The organism is Bradyrhizobium sp. 132 (genome assembly GCF_023074185.1).
Lineage (GTDB): Bacteria > Pseudomonadota > Alphaproteobacteria > Rhizobiales > Xanthobacteraceae > Bradyrhizobium.
This window is the reverse complement of record NZ_JADPKY010000171.1, coordinates 1-19,161: the sequence shown is the minus strand read 5'-3', so window position 1 is coordinate 19,161 and position 19,161 is coordinate 1. Positions and strand designations below refer to the sequence as shown.

The following is a 19,161-nucleotide window of genomic DNA, read 5'->3' as shown; positions in this document are numbered from 1 at the left end:
ATGTGCTCGCAATTTGGTCAGCGACTTCGTGACAATCTAGATGAGCTATCATCCCGAAAACTCCTGAAACTTGAGCAAGAGATCGCCTCGCCTCAGTCGACGCATGTTCGCCTCCGCGCGCTTGGTGAGCGCGATCTCCTGAACATGTGCGCCAACAATTATCTCGGTCTGGCCAATCACCCAGCCCTGGTGCGAGCGGCGCATGCAGGTCTCGAACGGCATGGATTTGGAATGTCCTCTGTGCGATTTATTTGTGGGACGCACGCAGTTCATCGCGCCCTTGAAAACAGGCTTTCCAGCTACCTTCGGACGGAAGACACGATTCTATTCGGTTCGTGCTTCGATGCGAACACGGGGCTGTTTGAGGCCATGCTCGACGCTGACGACGCGGTAATCAGCGATAGCCTGAATCATGCGAGCATCATAGATGGAATTCGGCTCTGCAAGGCGAAGCGATTTCGCTATGCCAACAATGATATGAACGAACTAGAGCACGCTCTAAGCGAGGCAAGTCACTGCCGAACAGTGCTTGTTGTGACCGATGGCGTATTTTCCATGGATGGCGCTGCCGCGAATCTTCCAGGCATTTGCGAGCTAGCAAAACGTTACGGCGCCTTGGTCATGGTCGATGACTCTCATGCTGTGGGGTTTATCGGGCCAGAAGGGCGAGGAACACCGGCGCAGTACGGGCTGGAGGATCAAATTGATATTCTTACCGGCACGCTTGGCAAGGCACTTGGCGGCGCATCTGGCGGGTACGTCTCAGGCCGTAGTGAGATCATTTCCTGGTTGCGACAGCGTGCGCGCCCATACCTCTTTTCAAACTCACTGATGCCTGCAATCTGTGAGGCTTCGTTGGCCGCAATCGACTTGGCAGAAAGCGCAGACGATCTCAGGCAGAATCTCTCTGCTCGCACTGGTCAGCTACGACAAGGATTGAGCGGTCTGGGATTTCAAGTTTTGGGCAACGATCACCCAATTGTGCCCGTTATGACCGGGGACGCGGCAGTGGCGGTCCAGATTGCTGAGTTCTTGAGTGCGCATGGCATTCTAGTAGTTCCGTTCTCGTATCCTGTTGTCCCGGAAGGCGCTGCGCGGATTCGCATGCAGGTAAGTGCCGCCCACAGTGCGGACGACATCGAAAGAGTAATTGCAGCATTCCGATCAGCAAGGTCCGACCTTAACAACTAAGCTCCTTGGCTAGGACTTCCAACATCAGTCGTCCGTAAGAGATCAATTCACGGCGGGGGCGCAAGATCGCTTCTCCGTCATGGCCCAAAGACATTGAGGCGGGACCGTAATGTCAGCTACGCGGAGAAATCGAGCGCGCCACCTGATTGCACTCTGTCACTAAAACGAAACTTGGTTCACTAATCCAAGCCAGCCGCAATTTATCTGCTGTAGTTTTGCCGCTCGCCAAGCCTTTGGTTGGCGAGGTGAATCGACACAAACCGGGTGATTCAGATAGCCAGCACTGTCTCAACCAAATTCACCCAATAGCCGATGCCATAAGGTAACGCTTCATCGTTGAAATCATAAGTCGGATTGTGCACACCTGCGGTCGGCCCGTTGCCAATGAAAATCATAGCGCCCGGCCGCGCCTCGAGCATGTAGGCAAAGTCCTCGGCGCCCATACGCGGTTTGATGTTCTCGTCCACAGACGCGGCCCCGACCAGACTGCCTGCCGCCCTGATCGCCAGATTGGTCTCCTCAGTGTGGTTGAAGGTCACCGGGACCGATCGACGGTATTTGAACTCGATATCCGCGCCAAATCCGCGCGCGATGCCCTGGGCTGCCGCCATGATCTGGCGTTCGGCAAAGTCTCGCAGCTCCGGAACATGAGTTCTGACAGTGCCGGCCATTTCCACGTGATCGGCAATGACGTTGTAGGCATTGGCAGCATTCAACTTGGTCACTGAGATGACGAGAGACTCGATTGGATTCGTGTTGCGCGAGACCAGAGTTTGCAAGCCGACGATGATCTTTGCCGCAATTACGACTGGGTCGATAGTTTCATGTGGCTTGGCCGCATGGCCACCTCGCCCCTTCACGACAATGTCGAAATCGTCCTGCGAGGCCATGATCGGCCCATCGCAAATGCTGAACTTGCCGACCTCGGTGCCCGGCGCGTTGTGCATCCCAAAGACTTTGGAGATGCTGAAACGATCCATGATTCCTTCCTGGACCATTTTCAAGCCGCCGGAGGGAAGTTCCACTTCTTCTGCCGGCTGAAAAATCAAGGCGACGCAGCCTTTGAAATTGCGTGTCTTGGCAAGATATTTCGCAGCGCCCAGCAACATGGCTGTATGACCATCGTGCCCGCATGCGTGCATTTTACCCGGCACTTTCGAGGACCACGGCTTGTTTGAGGCCTCAAGGATCGGCAGCGCATCCATGTCGGCCCTCAACCCGATGGTGGGGCCATCTCCACCCTTTCCTTGAATCAAGGCAACGATGCCGGTTTCAGCTATCCCCGTTTCGATGTGATTGATACCGAACGAGGCGAGCTTCTCGGCGACGAACCTCGCCGTGTTGTGTACCTGAAAGTCGAGCTCGGGATTTTCGTGAAGATAGCGGCGCCACGCGGTTACCTCTCCCTGCAAATCACGAAACTGATCAACACTATGCATGTCAGACTCTAAAATCCAAATCCATTGTCGATACAGCACCGCTCGAGCGTGCAGCGGGCTCTCGGTGGGCACGCGTGAAGCGGCCTCGCTCAATTTTTGCTGCAGTCGCTCGCATTCTGACTTTTTTCAATGCAAGTCGCCGTAAGCAAAATGTAGAGATGTCATGGCAGGACGCCGCATCTATTTGGCGCAGACCGTGTCGGCTTCTGCACTCTGCTCGAAAACTCCAACTTGCCATAGTCTCTTAGGCCGGCTTGCTCGATATCCCACACTCTCGTGCGGCCATTGAGACACAGGCCTAAAACGCCACTGAGACGTCATGGCCGCTTCAGACTTACGGCGAGAGCTCGGCATGCCCTTCCTCTCTGCTACGTTCGTCTTCTTATTTGTTATATGGCCACCACTGGCATTTTACGCGGAGCACGAGAAGTGAGCAACTGCGAGCCAGTTTCGGTCACGACAACCACCTCTTCATGCAGCATCAGCTTCGGTGATCCGTCGAAATATGAGGGATATGAGGTGCTCGGTTCAATGTTAATGATCGTGCCTGGCTTTAGTATCGTCTTGTCGTCCGGTTGGACCGACGGTAACTCCGGCATCCATAAGCCCATGGAGTGTCCCATTCGGCCGATGTTGGTGGCTTTGCCGCGATTGTTTGAGCCATTTAGTACGGCTGACATTGCGCTCCAGACATCACAGATCGGAATGCCAGGTTTAGCGGCGGCAATTCCCGCTTCGGTGGCATCCCAAACGACCTGATACGCATCCTGCGTGTGCGGATCAGGCGCACCGAAAGCAAAGTGTCGATCGAAATCGCTCCAATAAAAGTCGAACAGGCAGCCGGCATCAATAAACAACACGTCTCCATCCGACAGAAATTTGTCGGTCGGAACACCGTAAGGACGCGTATATCCCCCGCGGCCAGAAACACCCACTATCTTGCTTGTCTTCTCGACACCGCGACTGAAACATTCGAATTCGAACTGGCGACAGGCCTCGCGTTCCGTCATACCCAGACGCAGTTTTGATGCTAAATCTTCGAATGCTTCCGAAACAAGCCTGCATACAGTTCGAATTCTGTCAATCTCTAGCGGAGACTTGACCATTCGCAGGGGCGTGAAAATCGGATCCGATGCGTCGACGAACGTTCGAGGTTTGATCGCATCCGCAGCACGCAAGAAATCTCCTGCGGGGAAGCCAAGCCTACTCTCCGCACCAAGCTCTACGCCGATTTTGGCGTCCTCTGGCAGTAGCTCACGCAACGCTCCGGCAAGTGCGGACACACCCTCATCTTTCGGATTTGGGCTAGGCCAACTCCGGCAATTTTTTACCCAGGTCGTGTCTTTATAAAACTGGTCGATTCCCTCTGGGACGACGGCAACGGGGTCACCTGACGAAAGAATGAGAAGAAATCGCGGCCGGGTTGTCTGCTGCGGGGTGGTGCTAGGCTCACCAATGAAATATCGCAGATTGTGTTCGGACGTCGCTAGAACCGCGTCAATGGCATGCTCCTTCATCAAACGCCGCGCACGCTCGACCCGGCCCTCGTATTCGATCCGGGGAAACGGATCATACTGAATGGTGCTAATCGAACCCATCCCCACACCGTTCATCGCTCTTCTCCAGAGAAACACGTTAATCGCAAGACGACCGACAGTTTAGATGCCGGTTCGATAGCAGATGGCTGCCTTCGCGCGCTCATTCGACAATATCCTTCGGAAGAGCCGCGCGCAGTTTTTTATGCGAAAGCATCGGAACACCGAGTTCCTCTGCGAGCAGGCGAGCAACTCCCTTGAAAGGCGCTTTTAGCTTGTCGTGGTACACGATGCTCTGGATTCCGCCTACAATCGAATGCACGCAAGCTCTTAGATCGACCAAACGACTTTCCTGGCCATAGCCATCCGACACTAGCCAGTGGTTTGGTAGGACGTGACTTGCCGCGATTGGGGGTCGATCGCGCGACTGCAATACCGCGTTCGTGAAGCTCGGCTCGAAATGAACGCCTCCGATGCAGAGCACGGAGTGTACCGGCTCCTCAATGCGATCGAAAATTTGCAGTAGCGATCGCGCCAGCACTCGAGCCGCAACAGGATTTGCCCAATCTTCGGGCGAGCTCCCGATCTCGACATCGACAGCCGACGGTCGCAGGTCAGCGAGACGGGTACCAGCATCACCAGCCTTGACGCCCGACCAATGAGTCGCTTCCAGGTAAGTGCGAAAGGAGTCAAGACCGGAAGTGACCCGCTCGGTTTCGATCGCTAGAAGAAGCCCCCGTGTAATCCTGGGGTCGACCGCGCTGAAGGTCCCCGTGCCCAGATCGCCGGTCGTTTGAACCGAGAAGATCGCGTTTGGCGCATTGGCGCCCTCGTGCCAATTCACGATGCCAATAACGTTGGCATCACCGAAGCGTTCATTCAAGATTGGCGCGTACCGCGCATAGTCGTTACTTACGACTTCGTTCGTGGCCACGATCGAAATTCTGGCGTCATGCAAGCCAGCGACTTCGAGGACGGAGTGCCCATCGACTTCGAAACTCGTTGGAACAACAGCGCATTCGGCCTTGAGAGCATCCAGAACGCGCCCCGCGACGGGGTCCTTTTCCCGATCGACGCAGAAGACAAAAACGGCATGTCTCATCGAGGCCCTCCGCCGAGTTCAAAGCCGATCGAGAGCGCAGGACGTCTATCTTCAAATTGGCGCCGTCTTTTCGACTTTCTCGGAAAACACGATGCTCTTTGAACAATCCGAGCTGGCACGGCGACGAGACCGGGCGGGTGGGAGGCGATTAACTGAAGCCCGAATAGCATCACAACGGCGCCCCTCGCGAACTGAGTTCTGTTATGGGCTAGCCTGTTTGGCGAAGCAGCGAGCGGAAATCGCGCGAATTGAACATCGCGGCAGCGGACCCCCGGACCAGCAGCGAACTCAACCTGACTACGCGACGAACAAGAGCGAATCTTGCCGCCATATGCCAGAGACGTCGACGCAAGTGGTGTGAAGAGCCCCACATCGAGCAGAGCGACCGCCTCAGGCGTGCAGACCTCTATTTTGGCTCGACTTTGAAAGAGATGCATGCCAGGCACAGCTTTGTAGGGTCCTACACCACCGCAGATTTATTAGAGCGTCGCCACGCAAACATTCTGCGTTCTTTTAGGGATCACGCAGTATTTCCTCGCTAGCCGCCGATAGCTCGCTGGGAACCACTGGGACATCCAGCGAATGCAATCATCAAAAAGCGAGATCAGCATAGCACTAGGCAACAAACCACCTGCTAATCTGGGTGGGGAGCCGGGGCAAACATCGGGTTATCGCTTACGCCGCCGATTTTGGCGTCCGACAATTCATCACGGCTTGACAGGTAGTGAGTACGTCTGAGAGTGTTATCGTGTCTGATGATGGTGTGCGGGAGAGCGTGATAAGCCTGCAAAGGCGTATCACCGCCGACGGAGCAACTCCCCAAGGAAACTCTCAGGCCCAGGACCGCACACCGAGGACGATCTGGAGAGAGGTGCCGGTCAGCACCCACCGAAGGGGACCGTGATCCACGAGGATTGCGGACAAAGCTCTCAGGTGCACGGACAGATTTGGGGACGGAGACGTGGCGAAAGCCATTTCACCGTTCATTTAATCCTGTCTTGGAGCACACGATGAGCACGATCATCATAATCGGGTCCGGTATTACCGGAGTTACAACTGCCTATGCCCTGGCCCGCCGCGGCTATTCGGTTACAGTCTTTGATCGCCAGCGCTATCCGGCGATGGACACTTCGTTTGCGAACGGCGGCCAATTATCGGCAAGCAATGCCGAGGTCTGGAATAACGTCGCAACGATCGTAAAAGGCTTGAGGTGGATGCTGCGCAAAGACGCACCATTGTTGCTGAACCCAAGCCCCAGTTTTCACAAATATAGTTGGCTGGCAGAGTTCGTAAGCCAGATTCGAAACTACCGCCACAACACGATCGAAACGACGAAGCTGGCAATAGCCGCTCGCAGGCATCTTTTTGAGCTAGCCGATCGGGAGAGCATCGATTTCGACTTGGAGCAGCGAGGCATTTTGCACGTTTATTCGAGCAAGCCCGACTTCGATGCGGCCTCTCGCGTGAATCAGTTGCTGCTCAAGGGCGGATTGGATCGCCGTCCCGTGACGCCCTCTGAAATGCTTACAATAGAGCCAGCTCTGCGCGATCAGTATTATGGTGGCTTCTTTACCCCGTCTGACGCAACCGGCGACATTCACAAGTTCACGCGCGGCCTCGCTGCGGCTTGCGAGCGAGGGGGCGTACGCTTCGTCTTTGATGCAGAGATCTGCGGCATGCGGTCCGACCGAGACGGTGTGGTCGTACACTGGAAACGAGGTTCGCTGAAGGAAGAAATCAATGCCGAACGCGCAGTGGTCTGCGCTGGAGTCGGCAGCCGCCGCATTGCTTCAATGCTGGGGGACAACATAAACATTTATCCCGTCAAGGGGTACTCCATCACGGTAGAGCTGCGAGACGAAACGAGCCAAAAGGCTGCGCCTCGTGTCAGCCTGCTCGACGAGGCTACCAAAATCGTGACCAGCCGGTTAGGAGAAGATCGGTTCCGGGTCGCGGGGACCGCCGAGTTTAATGGCGAAAACCGCGACATCCGCTGGGACCGAATTAAGCCCCTGGTACGCTGGGTAGAGCGATCGTTTCCGGATGTGTGCACCGCGCAGGTGGTGCCATGGGCGGGCTTGCGTCCTATGACACCTAGCATGATGCCGAGGGTTGGCCGAGGCAAACGCGCGAATGTGTTCTACAACACCGGCCATGGTCATCTCGGCTGGACATTATCCGCTGTTACAGCTGAAATGATCGCTGATGTCATTACGACAGACGGCAGCAACACTCGGCTGAGCGCATCCGTGCCCTGATCCTGTTGAGTGGGTTCTGGTCCATGCTCCCGCCGATATCGGGGCGGGAGCATGTCGCTTGAAAGCGCCAAGCGGATTTTGCAGTCGCTCTCGGTGATACGACCTTCAGTGCCGGGCGACTTGCTTCCCGCAATTCATTATTCAGGTAAAACCCGTGTGAACCACTTGGCACCGTTCCTTCCGAAAGCCTTTCGTATGACTCTGTTGTTGCTACTGTTCCCGAATTGACGCCGACCAAGTGGGGTCATGAGCGATGTTCGTTGCTTAGCAGGTCGCACGCCGTACACACCGTGAAGTACCGTCGCAATTAAGGGCAGGAAGCCACCTTTGCGCGGCCCGGATCAGGCGCACCAAAGCCGTTCCGCGCCGCTCACCCGAGCGTAAAACCAACCCGATCCAACGACTCTTCGTCTCAGAAACTGAGATGCATCGCTAAGCTCAACATCTTCTCGACTCCCAAGCGCTGCGGAGCGACACCAACTGCTGTTCGCCCAGCTGACGCTCATCGTCGTGACGTCTGCGTCCCGGGACGAAGGGCGTTTCGAAGCGCATTTTGAAAGCCATGCAGCATATTTCTTGTAATTGCCGTTAAATCGACGATACTGATGTCGCAAAGATGTTTTTCGACGAGATTTCCCTGACGGAAGATGTTTTTCTGCGGAGGACGCCGCACCTTTGCAGAATATCATCTTTAGCGTGGAGCCTGTTATGCGATACGACCGAATCGACGCTCGCATCCTGGAGATCGTGCAAAAGAATAACCGTCTTACATCCGAGACGATCGGCGAACTGGCCGGGCTTTCGGCTACCGCCTGTCAACGCAGGCTAAAGAGGCTTCGCTCGGACGGCATCATCGAGGCGGACGTTTCGATTGTTTCGGCCAAGGCGGTTGGAAGACCTATTCAGATGCTTGTGCTGGTGACATTGGAGCGGGAGCGCTCGGACATAATCGACAGATTCAAAAAGGCGATCAAATCATCCGTTGAAGTCGTCAATGGGTTTTACGTTACAGGCGATGCTGACTTTGTCCTATACATAACCGCACGCACCATGGACGACTATGAGCTGTTCACGCGGCGATTTTTTCGTGAAAACCCCGATATCAAGGGGTTCAAGACCATGGTGGTCATGGATCGGGTAAAAGCCGGATTTGCTATTCCAATTGAGGCTCCGTCCGAGGATTGAAGAGAGTGTCTCACCACCAGATCCGGCTTACCTGCTCCATCACCATGTTGGGCAAGGTCTCGCGGTACCGGCTACGAAACGAGCCCAGGTCTTCGCGCATTGGTGCGCAACTTTCGACTGAGTGGCGTCCCCTCCAGGCTAGCAACACCAACTGGTCATCGGGGGGCGCTTCGTGGCGCGAGCGAGCTGAATGACCTGTCGATGAACTTGCAAACGCTCACCGACGAGAGGCGGCGGCTTGGCCAGCACAGCTCGATAGCGCCCTTTTTTGTCGCTCGGTGCAAGTAAAACGCTGCAAGTTTCCGGCGATAATGTGCTCTATGCGGCTACGCGCGATGGAATTTCCAGGCAGTTTCAAAGTATGGCTCCGTCTATATGCGTTCACATCGATGCTAACCCTTACGCTGGCGAAAAATAGAACAGATCTAAGAAGATCGGCTGCGCTTCAGCTGCGGCGCCAATGACGCCGCGGCTCGCTCGGCCGAGTCTGTCGCGGGAAATCAACTTTTGGGATCAATATATGACCAAAAGGATAACACCTCTGGCTCAGTTGAGTGACATCTGGCCTTCGCTGGGGGCATTTTGCAGGGAGTGATTAGGAAATGAGCCGTGTCGTTGAAGCGCGCAGTTGCAGGCCAAGAGCAAGGTTCACTCGTCAGGATCGGGCGAGGCTGAACTCTTGGAGTGAAGCTGACTCTTTTCAGGTTTCTCATACATCTAAGCAGCACAAATCGAATGACCGGGCCCGCCGGTTTGCCACCACCCCGTCGTCACCCTCATTCTTCGAACCATCCGGGGTAAGGCAGCAAGCTAGATGACTCCTTCCAAGCCTCGAACGATTAGCACTGAAGGTATCACCGCGCCATTCCGCCACCTCACCTTTCGGCGCATCTGGCTCGCAAGTCTGCTTACGAACCTGGGCGCCCTGATCCGGAGCGTTGGCGCAGCGTGGGCGATGACTCAGATGACAACGTCGGCGGACAAAGTTGCACTCGTCCAGACCGCGTTTTTGCTACCGGTTATGCTGATTTCGATGCCTGCAGGCGCAATTGCGGACATGTATGATCGGCGGATCGTGATGCTTGTCGCGCTCGGCATGTCGCTAGCTGGTGCGACCGCGCTGACGACACTTACCTGGCTCGGGCTGGTCACGCCAGACTTGTTGCTGATACTGTGTTTCGTAATCGGCAGCGGCGTGGCTCTGATGGATCCTGCCTGGCAATCCTCAGTTAGCGAGCAAGTGCCGGCGGAAGCACTTCCAGCTGCGGTCGCGCTGAACAGTATTAGCTACAACATCGCGCGCAGCGTGGGACCGGCGATCGGCGGGATGGTGGTTGCGACAGCCGGCGCAGTAGCTTCGTTTACCCTAAATGCATTGCTATATCTGCCATTGCTTGTTGCACTGTTCTTGTGGAAGCGAATTTCCGAACCGTCATATCTTCCCCCCGAAAAACTAAACCGCGCCATCGTTTCTGGGATCCGCTACATCGCTAACTCGCCCTCGATCAAAATTGTGCTGATTCGTTCCATGATCACCGGCGTGATCGGAGGTGCCATCATCGCGCTAATGCCGCTGATCGCCCGTGATCTCCTTGGAGGCGGTGCACAGATCTATGGGATAGCTCTCAGCGCGTTCGGACTTGGCGCGGTAATTGGAGCGCTATATGTACCCCAAGTACGGAAGCGCCTGAGCGGTGAAGCAGCAATTCGCGCCTGCGCACTGTCAATGGGTGGGGCGCTCCTCGCAGTGGCGTTGAGCCACGAGCTGATTCTAACATCGGCCGCTCTTGTCCTTACGGGGGCCGTATGGATGATCTCCTGGGCCCTCTTCAACATTGGCGTGCAGCTGTCGGCGCCGCGCTGGGTTGCGGGACGCTCGCTCGCAGCCTACCAAGCAGCAAGCTCAGGAGGCATTGCTGTCGGTAGCTGGGGCTGGGGTCGTTTGACCGATGCTGCCGGTGTCGAGACGGCGCTTTTGATATCAGCAGTGCTGATGTTAATTTCTCCACTATTGGGGCTCTGGCTCCGTATGCCTCGCATAAACCTGCGAAGCGAGGATGCTGAAGCGCTCGCGCATCCTGATGTTCGGCTTGCGCTAACCCATCGCAGTGGACCGGTTGTGATTGAAATCGAATACCGCGTGGCACAAGAGAATGCGCGGGCCTTTCACAACGTGATGCAAGATGTGCAGCTGTTCCGAAAGCGGAATGGTGCGTATGGCTGGTCGATTGCTCGCGATATCGCTGATCCTGAACTGTGGACAGAGCGCTACCATTGCCCGACGTGGCTTGATTATCTACGTCAACGCAACCGCTCGACGCATTCAGAACGCGCGCTAGATCGTCAAGCGGCGTCCTTTCACGTCGGTCCAGAGCCCGTGCGTATCCGGCGCATGCTAGAGCGCCCCTTTGGCTCCGTTCGGTGGAAGGACGATGTACCCGACCGTACGCCAACGAGTCCTTGCTCGGTGATTATAACCGGAATCGAACGTAGTAACTGTCAAAACCTGATGTGACGGATGGAGCATCGCGCAGGCTCTTTGACAGCAGTCCAGAGCTGCCGCACTGGACCGAGAGCGGTTCCGATGACGGCATCTGCTGCAAGTACCTCCTCCTTCCGTCGAACCCCGCTTCATCGGCACGCCGAGTGTACTCAGCCGCGCCTCGCTTAGCCGGCCCAGCATATGGAGCAAGTGGCGCTTGTGGCAAACGAACTTCCGCTTCGTCACAAGATGTTGCAGGATAGGAGGAAACGGAGGACGGATATCAAACCCGATCTGCTAAATACGCTGGGTTTCTTGAGGGTTGCGCCAATCGATTCCGGACAACAGGTAGCTCAACTGCGCGGGCGAGATCGTTACCGATTCACCGGCAACCGATGGCCAGATCAACCTTCCTCTCTCGAGTCTTTTGGTGAACAGGCATGCTCCTTGGCCATCGTGCCAGATCACCTTCACAAGATCGCTTCGGCGACCGCGGAAGACGAACAAATGACCGCTGAGCGGGTCCTTGCGCAGCACCTCCTGCACTTGGAGTGCCAACGACGGAAAGCCTCGGCGCATGTCCGTTTAGCCCGTCGCGAGCCACACTCGCGCGCCCGTCGGAACCGGGATCATCGGCGGACCAAAGCATCGAGAACGCGACGTAGCGCGTCTCCATCAACGTCGCCATCGACCCGGATGCGGTGCCTGGTACCAAGATCGATTTCGATGATGCCCTGGCCCTTCCGTCGACGCACCGCCGTCGTCAATGGCGCTTCGGCCACCTCCCGCCGCGGCACAGACGGCCCAATCTCGACCGGCACGAACGGCGCTACACTCGCTTCAGCGTGCTTGCAAAGCTCCTTGCGCCACCTGAACAGCTGGCTCACATGAAGCCCGGCCACGCGAGCCACCTCGGAAACATTGGCTCCGGGCTCAAGCGATGCTGCAACCAGCCGCTCCTTCTCATCCTGCGACCACCGGCGCCGCCGCTCGACCGATGTGATCACCTCCGCCTCGAAATCGTCAGCTTCTCCTAGGATTACCCCTAGAACCTGCAGCGTTCGCGTCCGTCAAACAAGGCGGCACTCAGCGGAGCGATACGGACAGTTGCGGCTTCGCAGAGATAGGTTCGCAGCAGTCGATCGCTCCAGCGTGAGATTCTGCCGTTCTGATCGATCTTGCCGGAATGGTTGCGTCGAGGCGTAAGCCCCAGATAAGCCCCAACGGCCGACGCACATCGAAGGCGTGAAGGATCGTCGACCGTGTGCCTGAACGCCAGGGCGGTTACGACGCCCACGCCCGGGACCGTCATCAGGCGCCGCGTCGTTTCATCCGCGTTTGCGAGCCGGCGAATCTCTTCGTCAAATCTGCTTTGCTGCGCGCAGACCTGATCATGGAGCAGCAAGAGAGGAACGCAGGTGGTGATTATCACCCGACAAGTCGTTGACCTGCTTCCGAAATTGAAGGCCTATAGCTCTTGAGAACAGCAGGCCGTACTCTTTGAGGATGCTGCGGACCTGGTTTTCGATATCCCTTCGAATTCCGACCAGGCGCGCCACCGAACGGCCCGGGTCCTTTAGCTCTCTTCGCTCTTGACCTTCACTTCTCGGTACCAGCCGGCCCTAACCAGCTCGGCTAGTCCTCGGGCGTCATTTTGATCGCTTTTATTCAAGCGGCTCGAGAGTACGGCATGTGCGTGGCGGGCATTGACACAGAAGACAGGAAGATCAAGGCGTCGGAGCTCGTGCCAAAGTCAGCTCGTCATCGCTCCAGTCTCAAAACCGATACGCTCGGCATTTGGCGCACGTTTGCGAAGTAGCTCGGTCAATGCACAAGGTTCGGATTTGGCCTTGCCTTCGAACGTTATTCGCCCACTTTCGTCGATTACGCAGACTGAAGTTTCCTTTTGTGAGACATCCAACCCGACGTATTGCTTCATGGTAGCGCTCCGAATCGGTTGATTGGGAGAGCTCTACGATAGCGGGAGCTCCCTGGCTCACGAGCGCCGATCGCAATTACGTCATCGTTTGCAAAATTTGCCCCCCGTATTGCCTCATCTGCAGATGTTACCCTGATCGCGCCATTGCCGATGACGATCCGATGCCGATTGATCGATTGATCGGCCGCGCCAAGTGGCTTTCCCGGCTTGTTCGACAAGAGGGGCTGTGGGCGGGTCGGCCCTGCATAGCCCGAGCCGTCCACAACCCCGGGCAATGGGGCTGCGGTCGTGGCGTCGTCGAGTGGGCCCCGAGCAACCAGCTGTTCGGCAGCCTTCCGTCTGAGCTCGCCTCAGCAGACGCTGCACGATCGAATGCTATCTCGTCCCAAACTCCTCGGCGTATTTTTCGCTCAGCCGGCAGACAATCGCGAGCGCAGTCAGCTGCGGTTGCTTGGCCAGCCAACCCTCAATCACAGCGATATGGCGATCAAGCTTGGACGCATGCGAACCCTCGTCTTATAGGGCCGATGGGTGCGCCGGTGCGTGGCACGCGGCTCGCCGACCGTCGCCGTCTTGCCGAGCCTCTTCGCGAAGGTCGCTGCGGTCCTGTCCGGCACGGCGATCGACGCGATTGCCGAGTTCGTCCTGAGTTGCACGAATCTCGGCCAATAGCCCAACCGGATTGAGCGAGCGATACTGATTGCGCAGCCGTTTCTTCGCGGCCGCAGTCACCTTGGATGCGCCAATGCACGCTCATAGGGCGTCGACGGGGGATGATAGCGCTTGATCACTTTAGCCCCTTCGCTGGAAGAAGTTGACGTAAAGCCGTGCCGCCGAATAGAGTCGGCCCATCACGCGCGCTGTCTCGACGCCATCGAAGCGGCCATGGCCCATGAGGCGGCGAACGTTCACGAGTGCGTGGCCCGTCTGGATCGCGCTCTCGCGACCGGCGGCCTCGCATGCAGCGGAAAGTTCTCAACATCTCGATCGTGAGCAACGTAGCGTGTTGAGTTTGTCCGCCTTCCCGCTTGCCCTATCCTGAGCGAGCTTGACTGCAGATCAATGCAAGTTCATTCGACGCTTACCGTCCTTGTTGCAGGCCTGGTGCCGAGACGGATCAAATCAGCGGGTCCCGCAAAATGCTGGCACACTGATTGCCTCCATTGCCGCCTGCACTCCAGCGTGTCAGAACTATCGCGCCTATTCGATGCAGAAGCCCTTCGTTGCCGGCGTACCCTGACGATCATTGGCTGCGCTTACGCGGGTTGAGCCTGCCAGAGACAACGCTCATCTGCGTCAGAGTCTGAAACGTGATCGGCATGCTGATCTACTGGCTCAGCGCTGGGCGAGGTCAGAGCGATTCCTTGCGGACGAGCAGAGCCGGCGCAGTAACCACGGCCTGATAGGCAGGTAGAACGGCCCGAATGCTATGGCCCAGTGGAGAGGATCAATGCCTGCAAATTGAGAGATCAAGAGCCGATGTGCAGTGACTTGGGAACCCTCATTCTTAGTAGGTGGACCTTCCGTTTCGATCGCCCTACACCGTAAATGCACACCTTGGCAGTGCAAAGTGCAGCGCAAGTACCTAGCCCTGCACGCGGACGGTTTCCTCGGGGGATCTGATCCTAAACGAGGTCTGCCAATCGGCCTGCCACCCGGCTTGCGATGTGTCTCGCTTCTTTGTCGCTGGCTTCGGCATGGGGACACTGGCGCCGTTCGCGAGGGAGGGACTGTCGGTCGATGACGACGTGCGAGGTTTTCTGCTGCTCTGCCTTGATATGGGCCCGGTTGCCGCGATGCTTTTGGCGGGTTTGTTGAGTGCGGCTACGGCAGTAAACCGCTCATCCCGATCGATGGGTTCAGCCTTGCACACTCATCCTGCGTTGGCTGGTGATTGCCGGGGCGCCCTGAGTAAGCCCTTATACGAGGCAAGGTTCGCGGTCCTCGGTCGGGCTGTTGTAAGTTCCCGACGTGTGGGAGAACTCTGAGAATGAATAAATCACACCCGATGAGTTCACAGGATCTGCCTTGTTCTGTGATTCCCGACGGCAAGGTCTTGGAAATAACTACGACCACGGGCTGCGTGGTCGGATGTTCTTATTGTCCACAGGACAAGTTCGCCGCCCGACAAAGAGCCTGTCGCCGCGCATCGTCCGCGCCGACGTGATCCGGAGCGGCTCGACCTGCTTCACCGCCGCGATCGTGTTGAGCAGGAGCGACCAAGCGCGGCTGTATATATATACATCACATCGTGATCTTGAGAGTTCGCGAATGTCCAGAAACAGGATGAAGACAGGCAGCACCGCGAGCGATGCGGTGTTCTGGCAGATCTCGGTGAACTGATTCAGGAGATTTCCGAGCCGGGCGCACCATCCGACGCCTAGGCCAAGCGGGGCGATCAAGGCGACCGACATCAGAAATCCGCTCAAGGCACGCAGCACGCTCGCCGAGACGTCGTCGTACAACCCGGTCATCACCTACGAGAACGGCGGCAGGAACACCGGATCGATCAAGCCGAAGTTCGGAGCCGCCTCCCTGACCCGACCAACGGAACGAGGAGCAGGATTGAGCTGCTGCCGGTTTGCTGGACACCCGGTTAAGCTAATCCCACCTTGGGCTCGAACTCAACTGGACTGACGTACCCGATCGTCGAATGACGGCGGATGCTGTTGTACAACGAGGTTTGAGAACGCCCACAGGACCGCTCTTCGCGTGGTTCTTTATCGATATCATCCTTGGTTTGGTTGCCGTGTTTGCGTTCATGGGGCCGTCGACAAGGCTGGCGATGTCGCCTTCCGCTGCACGCTGGATGGATCGCAAGCAGATCGTTGGCTGCGCGGCGCCTGCTCACGTTGTACGAGCTGGATTTGTTGCGCCAGCGCTCGCTCTCGGCCCGCTACGAGAAGGCGCGCCGCGGCGAGTTGGTTGTGGCGGCGCCCGTCGGGCCGTCATGCTGGCGCTCATACGGAGCCGGTCCCGCGGCGCTTCACTTATCGGCTGAATCACAGCCTACCCTACGTGTTGGGGGGACCGGAGGATCGACGGGACCCGGGGGGACGCCGTTGGGGGGCCCCGGTGGAACACCGTCCGGCGGGCCCGGCGGTACCCACCCGGACCGTGCCCCGGGTCGTTGGGGCGGTGACCGCCCGCATTTCCTGAATTCCAGGCATCCTTTACCTTTCTTGGCATCCGCTGAGCCAGTTACAGCTTCGGCGAGAATTGACCGGTTATGCGAGCCACACGCCGCAATTCCAAACATTTGCAGGCGATCACCGGCTTCATTTGCAATGTCCCCTCCTGTAATCGGAAGAAGCGGTAGGAAGCCTGCGATCACCCGCCCAAGGTCGCAGTAATCCAGCGATCTTTCCCGACGTAAGGCAGGATTTGAGCGAACGAGAAGGACGATCCCGAGCCAAGTCCAGCATGTACGCGCGGATTGGCCAGCCCGGACCTCGCCCTCTGATGAGGGCGTTGATCAGCGGCTACGTCGCCGCTGTGCCACTCCGAAATCTTACTTTGAGCTTGCTTTCCCGGCGGCTTCATTACGGCCCGCCAAAAGTGCGATCAATGGAAATTTCGAGCAGGTGGCGCGAGACGTCCATTGGGGGATGATCTGCTTTCATCGGCTTAAACGGGCACATGGATACAAATTTTGCGATCGAACTGTCACAATCCACGAGAACTTGGCCGTTTTTATGCAGATGGCGAGATAATGGAGAGGTCGAAAGAGGCCCAAATGCGAGAAGACGCCCGTCACGGCTCAACGATTCACTTGACGCACTTGTCCGAAACGTCTGCTTCATTTCGAATTCCGAATCCTTTGTCTTCAACATTGCCCCTGCTTGGGCGGGCTTGGTAAACTATGCGCTCCGCGGCCTTTCGGTCGACCAGCAGTCGTCGATGCGATCTTCGAACGGCAATGCTTTGAGATCAGATATTCGTCACTGTTCCTCGAGGGAGTTGGCCATGCCGTTTAAGCCGAGCTCGTTACGGCTTGGTGGGTGGGATGGTGAGCATCCAGCACTCATTGGCTTCAGTGAAAATCGCCCTAGTTACTTATCTCCGCCGTAGCGCAGGGGTGGTGTTCAGAATGCTCGTCGAACAGGCGCGATCCAGGTCGTTCTCGAGGATGGAGCAGGATCGAGGCAACGCATGCCCTGCATCAGAATGCCGCGCCGGCAGTTCGCATCGACGAGCTCGGCGCTGTAGCTTATTGCCAGACAGGATGCCGTCTTGCGACGCACCTTCAAATCACTTCCGTCTGTCGCGTCATATCAGATCAGGCCCAACTAGGCAGCGTTGGCGGCCTGCGGCTTTGACCTGGTGCGCGCCACGCTGCAAGGACTACCGATACTCAGCGGCCCATCGCTATCGATGGCGATGCGGCTCACCACGCGATCTCGATCGCTGGATTCCTTGAGGGAGCGACGCTCGGCCGCCAGGTTATCCCAGATTACGACGTCGCCCGACTTCCAGCTCCAGCTCACGGTATTTTCCCGCGCCGTGAGGTAGGACTGAAGCCGGTCGAACAGCTTCTGGCTGGCATATTTTTCTAGGCCAACGAAGCTTTGTACAGAATGTCCGAGCACGAGCAAGCGCTCACCCGTCTCGGGATGGAGGCGAACAACCGGACACGCGGTTTCGCAGATTGTTCCGGTGAAGACATTATCGAATTGCTGCGTGTCCATCTCGATGGCGTGCCTGGTCACGGTGCAATCAAAGGCGCTGCAGTGCACCGCCCAGAGGTTGTCGGCCAGCATTCGCAGCGGCTCGGGAAGATCCCGATATGCAGCCGCAGTGTTTGACCAAATAGTGTCATCGGCATCAGGCGGGATCACGACACCGCGCAGTACCGAGATTTTCGGACATGACTCACCGAAGCTGAGATCCATGTGCATCCGGTCGGCACGACCGCTGCCCCGGCCCGGCGCCATGTCCGGGGGCAATGTTCCCTTTTTGGTACGCGGGATCAGAGAGCCGAGGCGGACGGCAAAGCGCTGCTGTTCGGCATCATCGAGATGTCCCTGATCACGGAAGAAGATGACTTTGTGCTCGAGAAGAAACTGGCTAATGGCGCAGATGACCTCGTCGGACAATCCGTCCGATAGCCTAATGTTCTTGATCTCGGCACCAAGCCGGGCCGCGGACTTGACGATGTCCGATCGCGGAATGACATTATCCATGGTCGTCACGTTGCTCATGATCATGCTCTCACTATCGTGATGCCTAAAACAAAGCTGCGCGATATTTCGTCGCGAGACTACTGAGGGAGGCCAAGGAAATCGGTTTGTTGGCGGATCCTACTCGGCCGCAATGTGCTCCAGCATCCGCCACAAAGAGCCACGCCGGGTCGTCGGCACGCACCACCATCATCATGTGCCCCGCTCTGCGGCGATCAGGGCCACTCTCGCATCGTCTCCGATCAGACGACGGAAAAGGCCGGCAACACTGCCGAGGTTGACCTGCAGCATGATTAATCACCTCGCTCTTACATCTCAATCATACGGTCAATCGATGTCTAGTCCATGAAACGAAACCAGCTTTCTTTTCGACGATGAGAAATGTTCATTTTGTCGGCGAGCCAAGCACCGAGCTATTTTTAGGAAGACGATTTCTGACGCATCGTAATAGGTAGGATCGCGGTGGTCAGGACGAGATGGATAGCTCGTGGTCTTGACCAATCGGCGCGATTAAAGTTATTACACCTTCGATTGTGGATACCTTCACGCGCACTTTCCACGTTAGGGCACGATTTTCGCCGTAGTTTCAATGTGTGCGGCTGTTTCACCCGTCTGTCTCAGATGGAGCAGGTGCCGACTGCTCGCGAAGCGAGAGATCGATACCTCCTATGCTTTAGCAGTTCCCGCCGCGGTTTAACACGGGCTATATCACCCGTTTTGCGGGATCCGCTTTCCAAACACGAGAAACATCGTGACCTGCCCCTGCCGATTTCCTCCGGTTGAAGTTAGAGTCCGGCCTTCTGAAGGACGGACAGATGAAGCGAGCCAGGTTTACGGAAGAACAGATTAT

14 protein-coding genes and 2 riboswitches are annotated in these 19,161 nt (G+C 57.0%); of the genes, 4 read left to right on the top strand and 10 right to left on the bottom strand.

Annotated elements, in window-relative coordinates; all coding sequences use genetic code 11:
* Window positions 1-1,191 carry a glycine C-acetyltransferase gene (locus IVA74_RS38025; RefSeq protein ID WP_247352919.1) on the top strand — a complete coding sequence of 397 codons (1,191 nt, stop codon included), beginning with the start codon at window positions 1-3 and terminating at the stop codon, window positions 1,189-1,191.
* A 269-nt stretch (window positions 1,192-1,460) separates the two neighbouring features.
* Here the strand turns inward: IVA74_RS38025 and IVA74_RS38020 are convergent, their stop codons facing one another.
* From IVA74_RS38020 to IVA74_RS38010, 3 genes are all read right to left on the bottom strand, one after another.
* The gene (locus IVA74_RS38020) at window positions 1,461-2,630 is read right to left on the bottom strand and encodes a M20 aminoacylase family protein (protein ID WP_247352932.1); all 1,170 of its coding nucleotides are present in this window, start codon (window positions 2,628-2,630) and stop codon (window positions 1,461-1,463) included.
* A 389-nt stretch (window positions 2,631-3,019) separates the two neighbouring features.
* Window positions 3,020-4,243, bottom strand: coding sequence for a Xaa-Pro peptidase family protein (locus IVA74_RS38015; RefSeq protein ID WP_247352917.1), 1,224 nt, complete (start codon window positions 4,241-4,243; stop codon window positions 3,020-3,022).
* Window positions 4,244-4,328: 85 nt separating this feature from the next.
* On the bottom strand, window positions 4,329-5,267 hold the full coding sequence (locus IVA74_RS38010) for a D-aminoacyl-tRNA deacylase (RefSeq protein ID WP_247352916.1): 939 nt from the start codon (window positions 5,265-5,267) through the stop codon (window positions 4,329-4,331).
* Window positions 5,268-6,023: 756 nt separating this feature from the next.
* Window positions 6,024-6,123: riboswitch (glycine riboswitch) on the top strand.
* Between the two features lie 3 nt (window positions 6,124-6,126).
* Window positions 6,127-6,214, top strand: a riboswitch (glycine riboswitch).
* A gap of 63 nt (window positions 6,215-6,277) precedes the next feature.
* Between IVA74_RS38010 and IVA74_RS38005 the strand changes: the two genes are divergently transcribed.
* The 3 genes from IVA74_RS38005 (at window position 6,278) to IVA74_RS37995 (ending at window position 11,225) form a co-directional block, all read left to right on the top strand.
* The gene (locus IVA74_RS38005; protein WP_247352914.1) at window positions 6,278-7,525 is read left to right on the top strand and encodes a D-amino acid dehydrogenase; all 1,248 of its coding nucleotides are present in this window, start codon (window positions 6,278-6,280) and stop codon (window positions 7,523-7,525) included.
* Window positions 7,526-8,233: 708 nt separating this feature from the next.
* Window positions 8,234-8,710, top strand: a complete 477-nt coding sequence (locus IVA74_RS38000; protein WP_247352912.1) for an Lrp/AsnC family transcriptional regulator — start codon at window positions 8,234-8,236, stop codon at window positions 8,708-8,710.
* Window positions 8,711-9,524: 814 nt separating this feature from the next.
* Entirely contained in the window at window positions 9,525-11,225 is a 1,701-nt protein-coding gene (locus tag IVA74_RS37995) for an MFS transporter (RefSeq protein ID WP_247352910.1), read from the top strand.
* Between the two features lie 264 nt (window positions 11,226-11,489).
* Here the strand turns inward: IVA74_RS37995 and tnpB are convergent, their stop codons facing one another.
* The 7 genes from tnpB to IVA74_RS37960 form a co-directional block, all read right to left on the bottom strand.
* Complete coding sequence (tnpB, locus tag IVA74_RS37990) at window positions 11,490-11,771, bottom strand: IS66 family insertion sequence element accessory protein TnpB (protein ID WP_247352908.1); 282 nt, start codon at window positions 11,769-11,771, stop codon at window positions 11,490-11,492.
* Between the two features lie 50 nt (window positions 11,772-11,821).
* The gene (locus IVA74_RS37985; RefSeq protein WP_247352906.1) at window positions 11,822-12,199 is read right to left on the bottom strand and encodes a transposase; all 378 of its coding nucleotides are present in this window, start codon (window positions 12,197-12,199) and stop codon (window positions 11,822-11,824) included.
* 38 nt (window positions 12,200-12,237) lie between these two features.
* Window positions 12,238-12,504, bottom strand: coding sequence for an IS110 family transposase (locus IVA74_RS37980; RefSeq protein WP_247352930.1), 267 nt, complete (start codon window positions 12,502-12,504; stop codon window positions 12,238-12,240).
* Between the two features lie 441 nt (window positions 12,505-12,945).
* On the bottom strand, window positions 12,946-13,131 hold the full coding sequence (locus IVA74_RS37975; protein ID WP_247352905.1) for a hypothetical protein: 186 nt from the start codon (window positions 13,129-13,131) through the stop codon (window positions 12,946-12,948).
* Window positions 13,132-15,197: 2,066 nt separating this feature from the next.
* On the bottom strand, window positions 15,198-15,596 hold the full coding sequence (locus IVA74_RS37970) for a hypothetical protein (protein WP_247352903.1): 399 nt from the start codon (window positions 15,594-15,596) through the stop codon (window positions 15,198-15,200).
* Window positions 15,597-16,673: 1,077 nt separating this feature from the next.
* Window positions 16,674-16,934 carry a hypothetical protein gene (locus IVA74_RS37965; RefSeq protein WP_247352901.1) on the bottom strand — a complete coding sequence of 87 codons (261 nt, stop codon included), beginning with the start codon at window positions 16,932-16,934 and terminating at the stop codon, window positions 16,674-16,676.
* 486 nt (window positions 16,935-17,420) lie between these two features.
* Entirely contained in the window at window positions 17,421-18,332 is a 912-nt protein-coding gene (locus IVA74_RS37960; protein ID WP_247352899.1) for a TauD/TfdA family dioxygenase, read from the bottom strand.
* Between the last annotated feature and the right edge of the window lie 829 nt (window positions 18,333-19,161).

What these genes read in the sequence shown, in the direction of transcription:
- IVA74_RS38025 (WP_247352919.1), top strand. Translation starts at nt 1, where the DNA reads ATGTGCTCGCAATTTGGTCAGCGACTTCGTGACAATCTAGATGAGCTA.
- IVA74_RS38020 (WP_247352932.1), bottom strand. Translation starts at nt 2,630, where the DNA reads ATGCATAGTGTTGATCAGTTTCGTGATTTGCAGGGAGAGGTAACCGCG.
- IVA74_RS38015 (WP_247352917.1), bottom strand. Translation starts at nt 4,243, where the DNA reads ATGAACGGTGTGGGGATGGGTTCGATTAGCACCATTCAGTATGATCCG.
- IVA74_RS38010 (WP_247352916.1), bottom strand. Translation starts at nt 5,267, where the DNA reads ATGAGACATGCCGTTTTTGTCTTCTGCGTCGATCGGGAAAAGGACCCC.
- IVA74_RS38005 (WP_247352914.1), top strand. Translation starts at nt 6,278, where the DNA reads ATGAGCACGATCATCATAATCGGGTCCGGTATTACCGGAGTTACAACT.
- IVA74_RS38000 (WP_247352912.1), top strand. Translation starts at nt 8,234, where the DNA reads ATGCGATACGACCGAATCGACGCTCGCATCCTGGAGATCGTGCAAAAG.
- IVA74_RS37995 (WP_247352910.1), top strand. Translation starts at nt 9,525, where the DNA reads ATGACTCCTTCCAAGCCTCGAACGATTAGCACTGAAGGTATCACCGCG.
- tnpB (WP_247352908.1), bottom strand. Translation starts at nt 11,771, where the DNA reads ATGCGCCGAGGCTTTCCGTCGTTGGCACTCCAAGTGCAGGAGGTGCTG.
- IVA74_RS37980 (WP_247352930.1), bottom strand. Translation starts at nt 12,504, where the DNA reads ATGACGGTCCCGGGCGTGGGCGTCGTAACCGCCCTGGCGTTCAGGCAC.
- IVA74_RS37975 (WP_247352905.1), bottom strand. Translation starts at nt 13,131, where the DNA reads ATGAAGCAATACGTCGGGTTGGATGTCTCACAAAAGGAAACTTCAGTC.
- IVA74_RS37965 (WP_247352901.1), bottom strand. Translation starts at nt 16,934, where the DNA reads ATGAAGCAGACGTTTCGGACAAGTGCGTCAAGTGAATCGTTGAGCCGT.
- IVA74_RS37960 (WP_247352899.1), bottom strand. Translation starts at nt 18,332, where the DNA reads ATGAGCAACGTGACGACCATGGATAATGTCATTCCGCGATCGGACATC.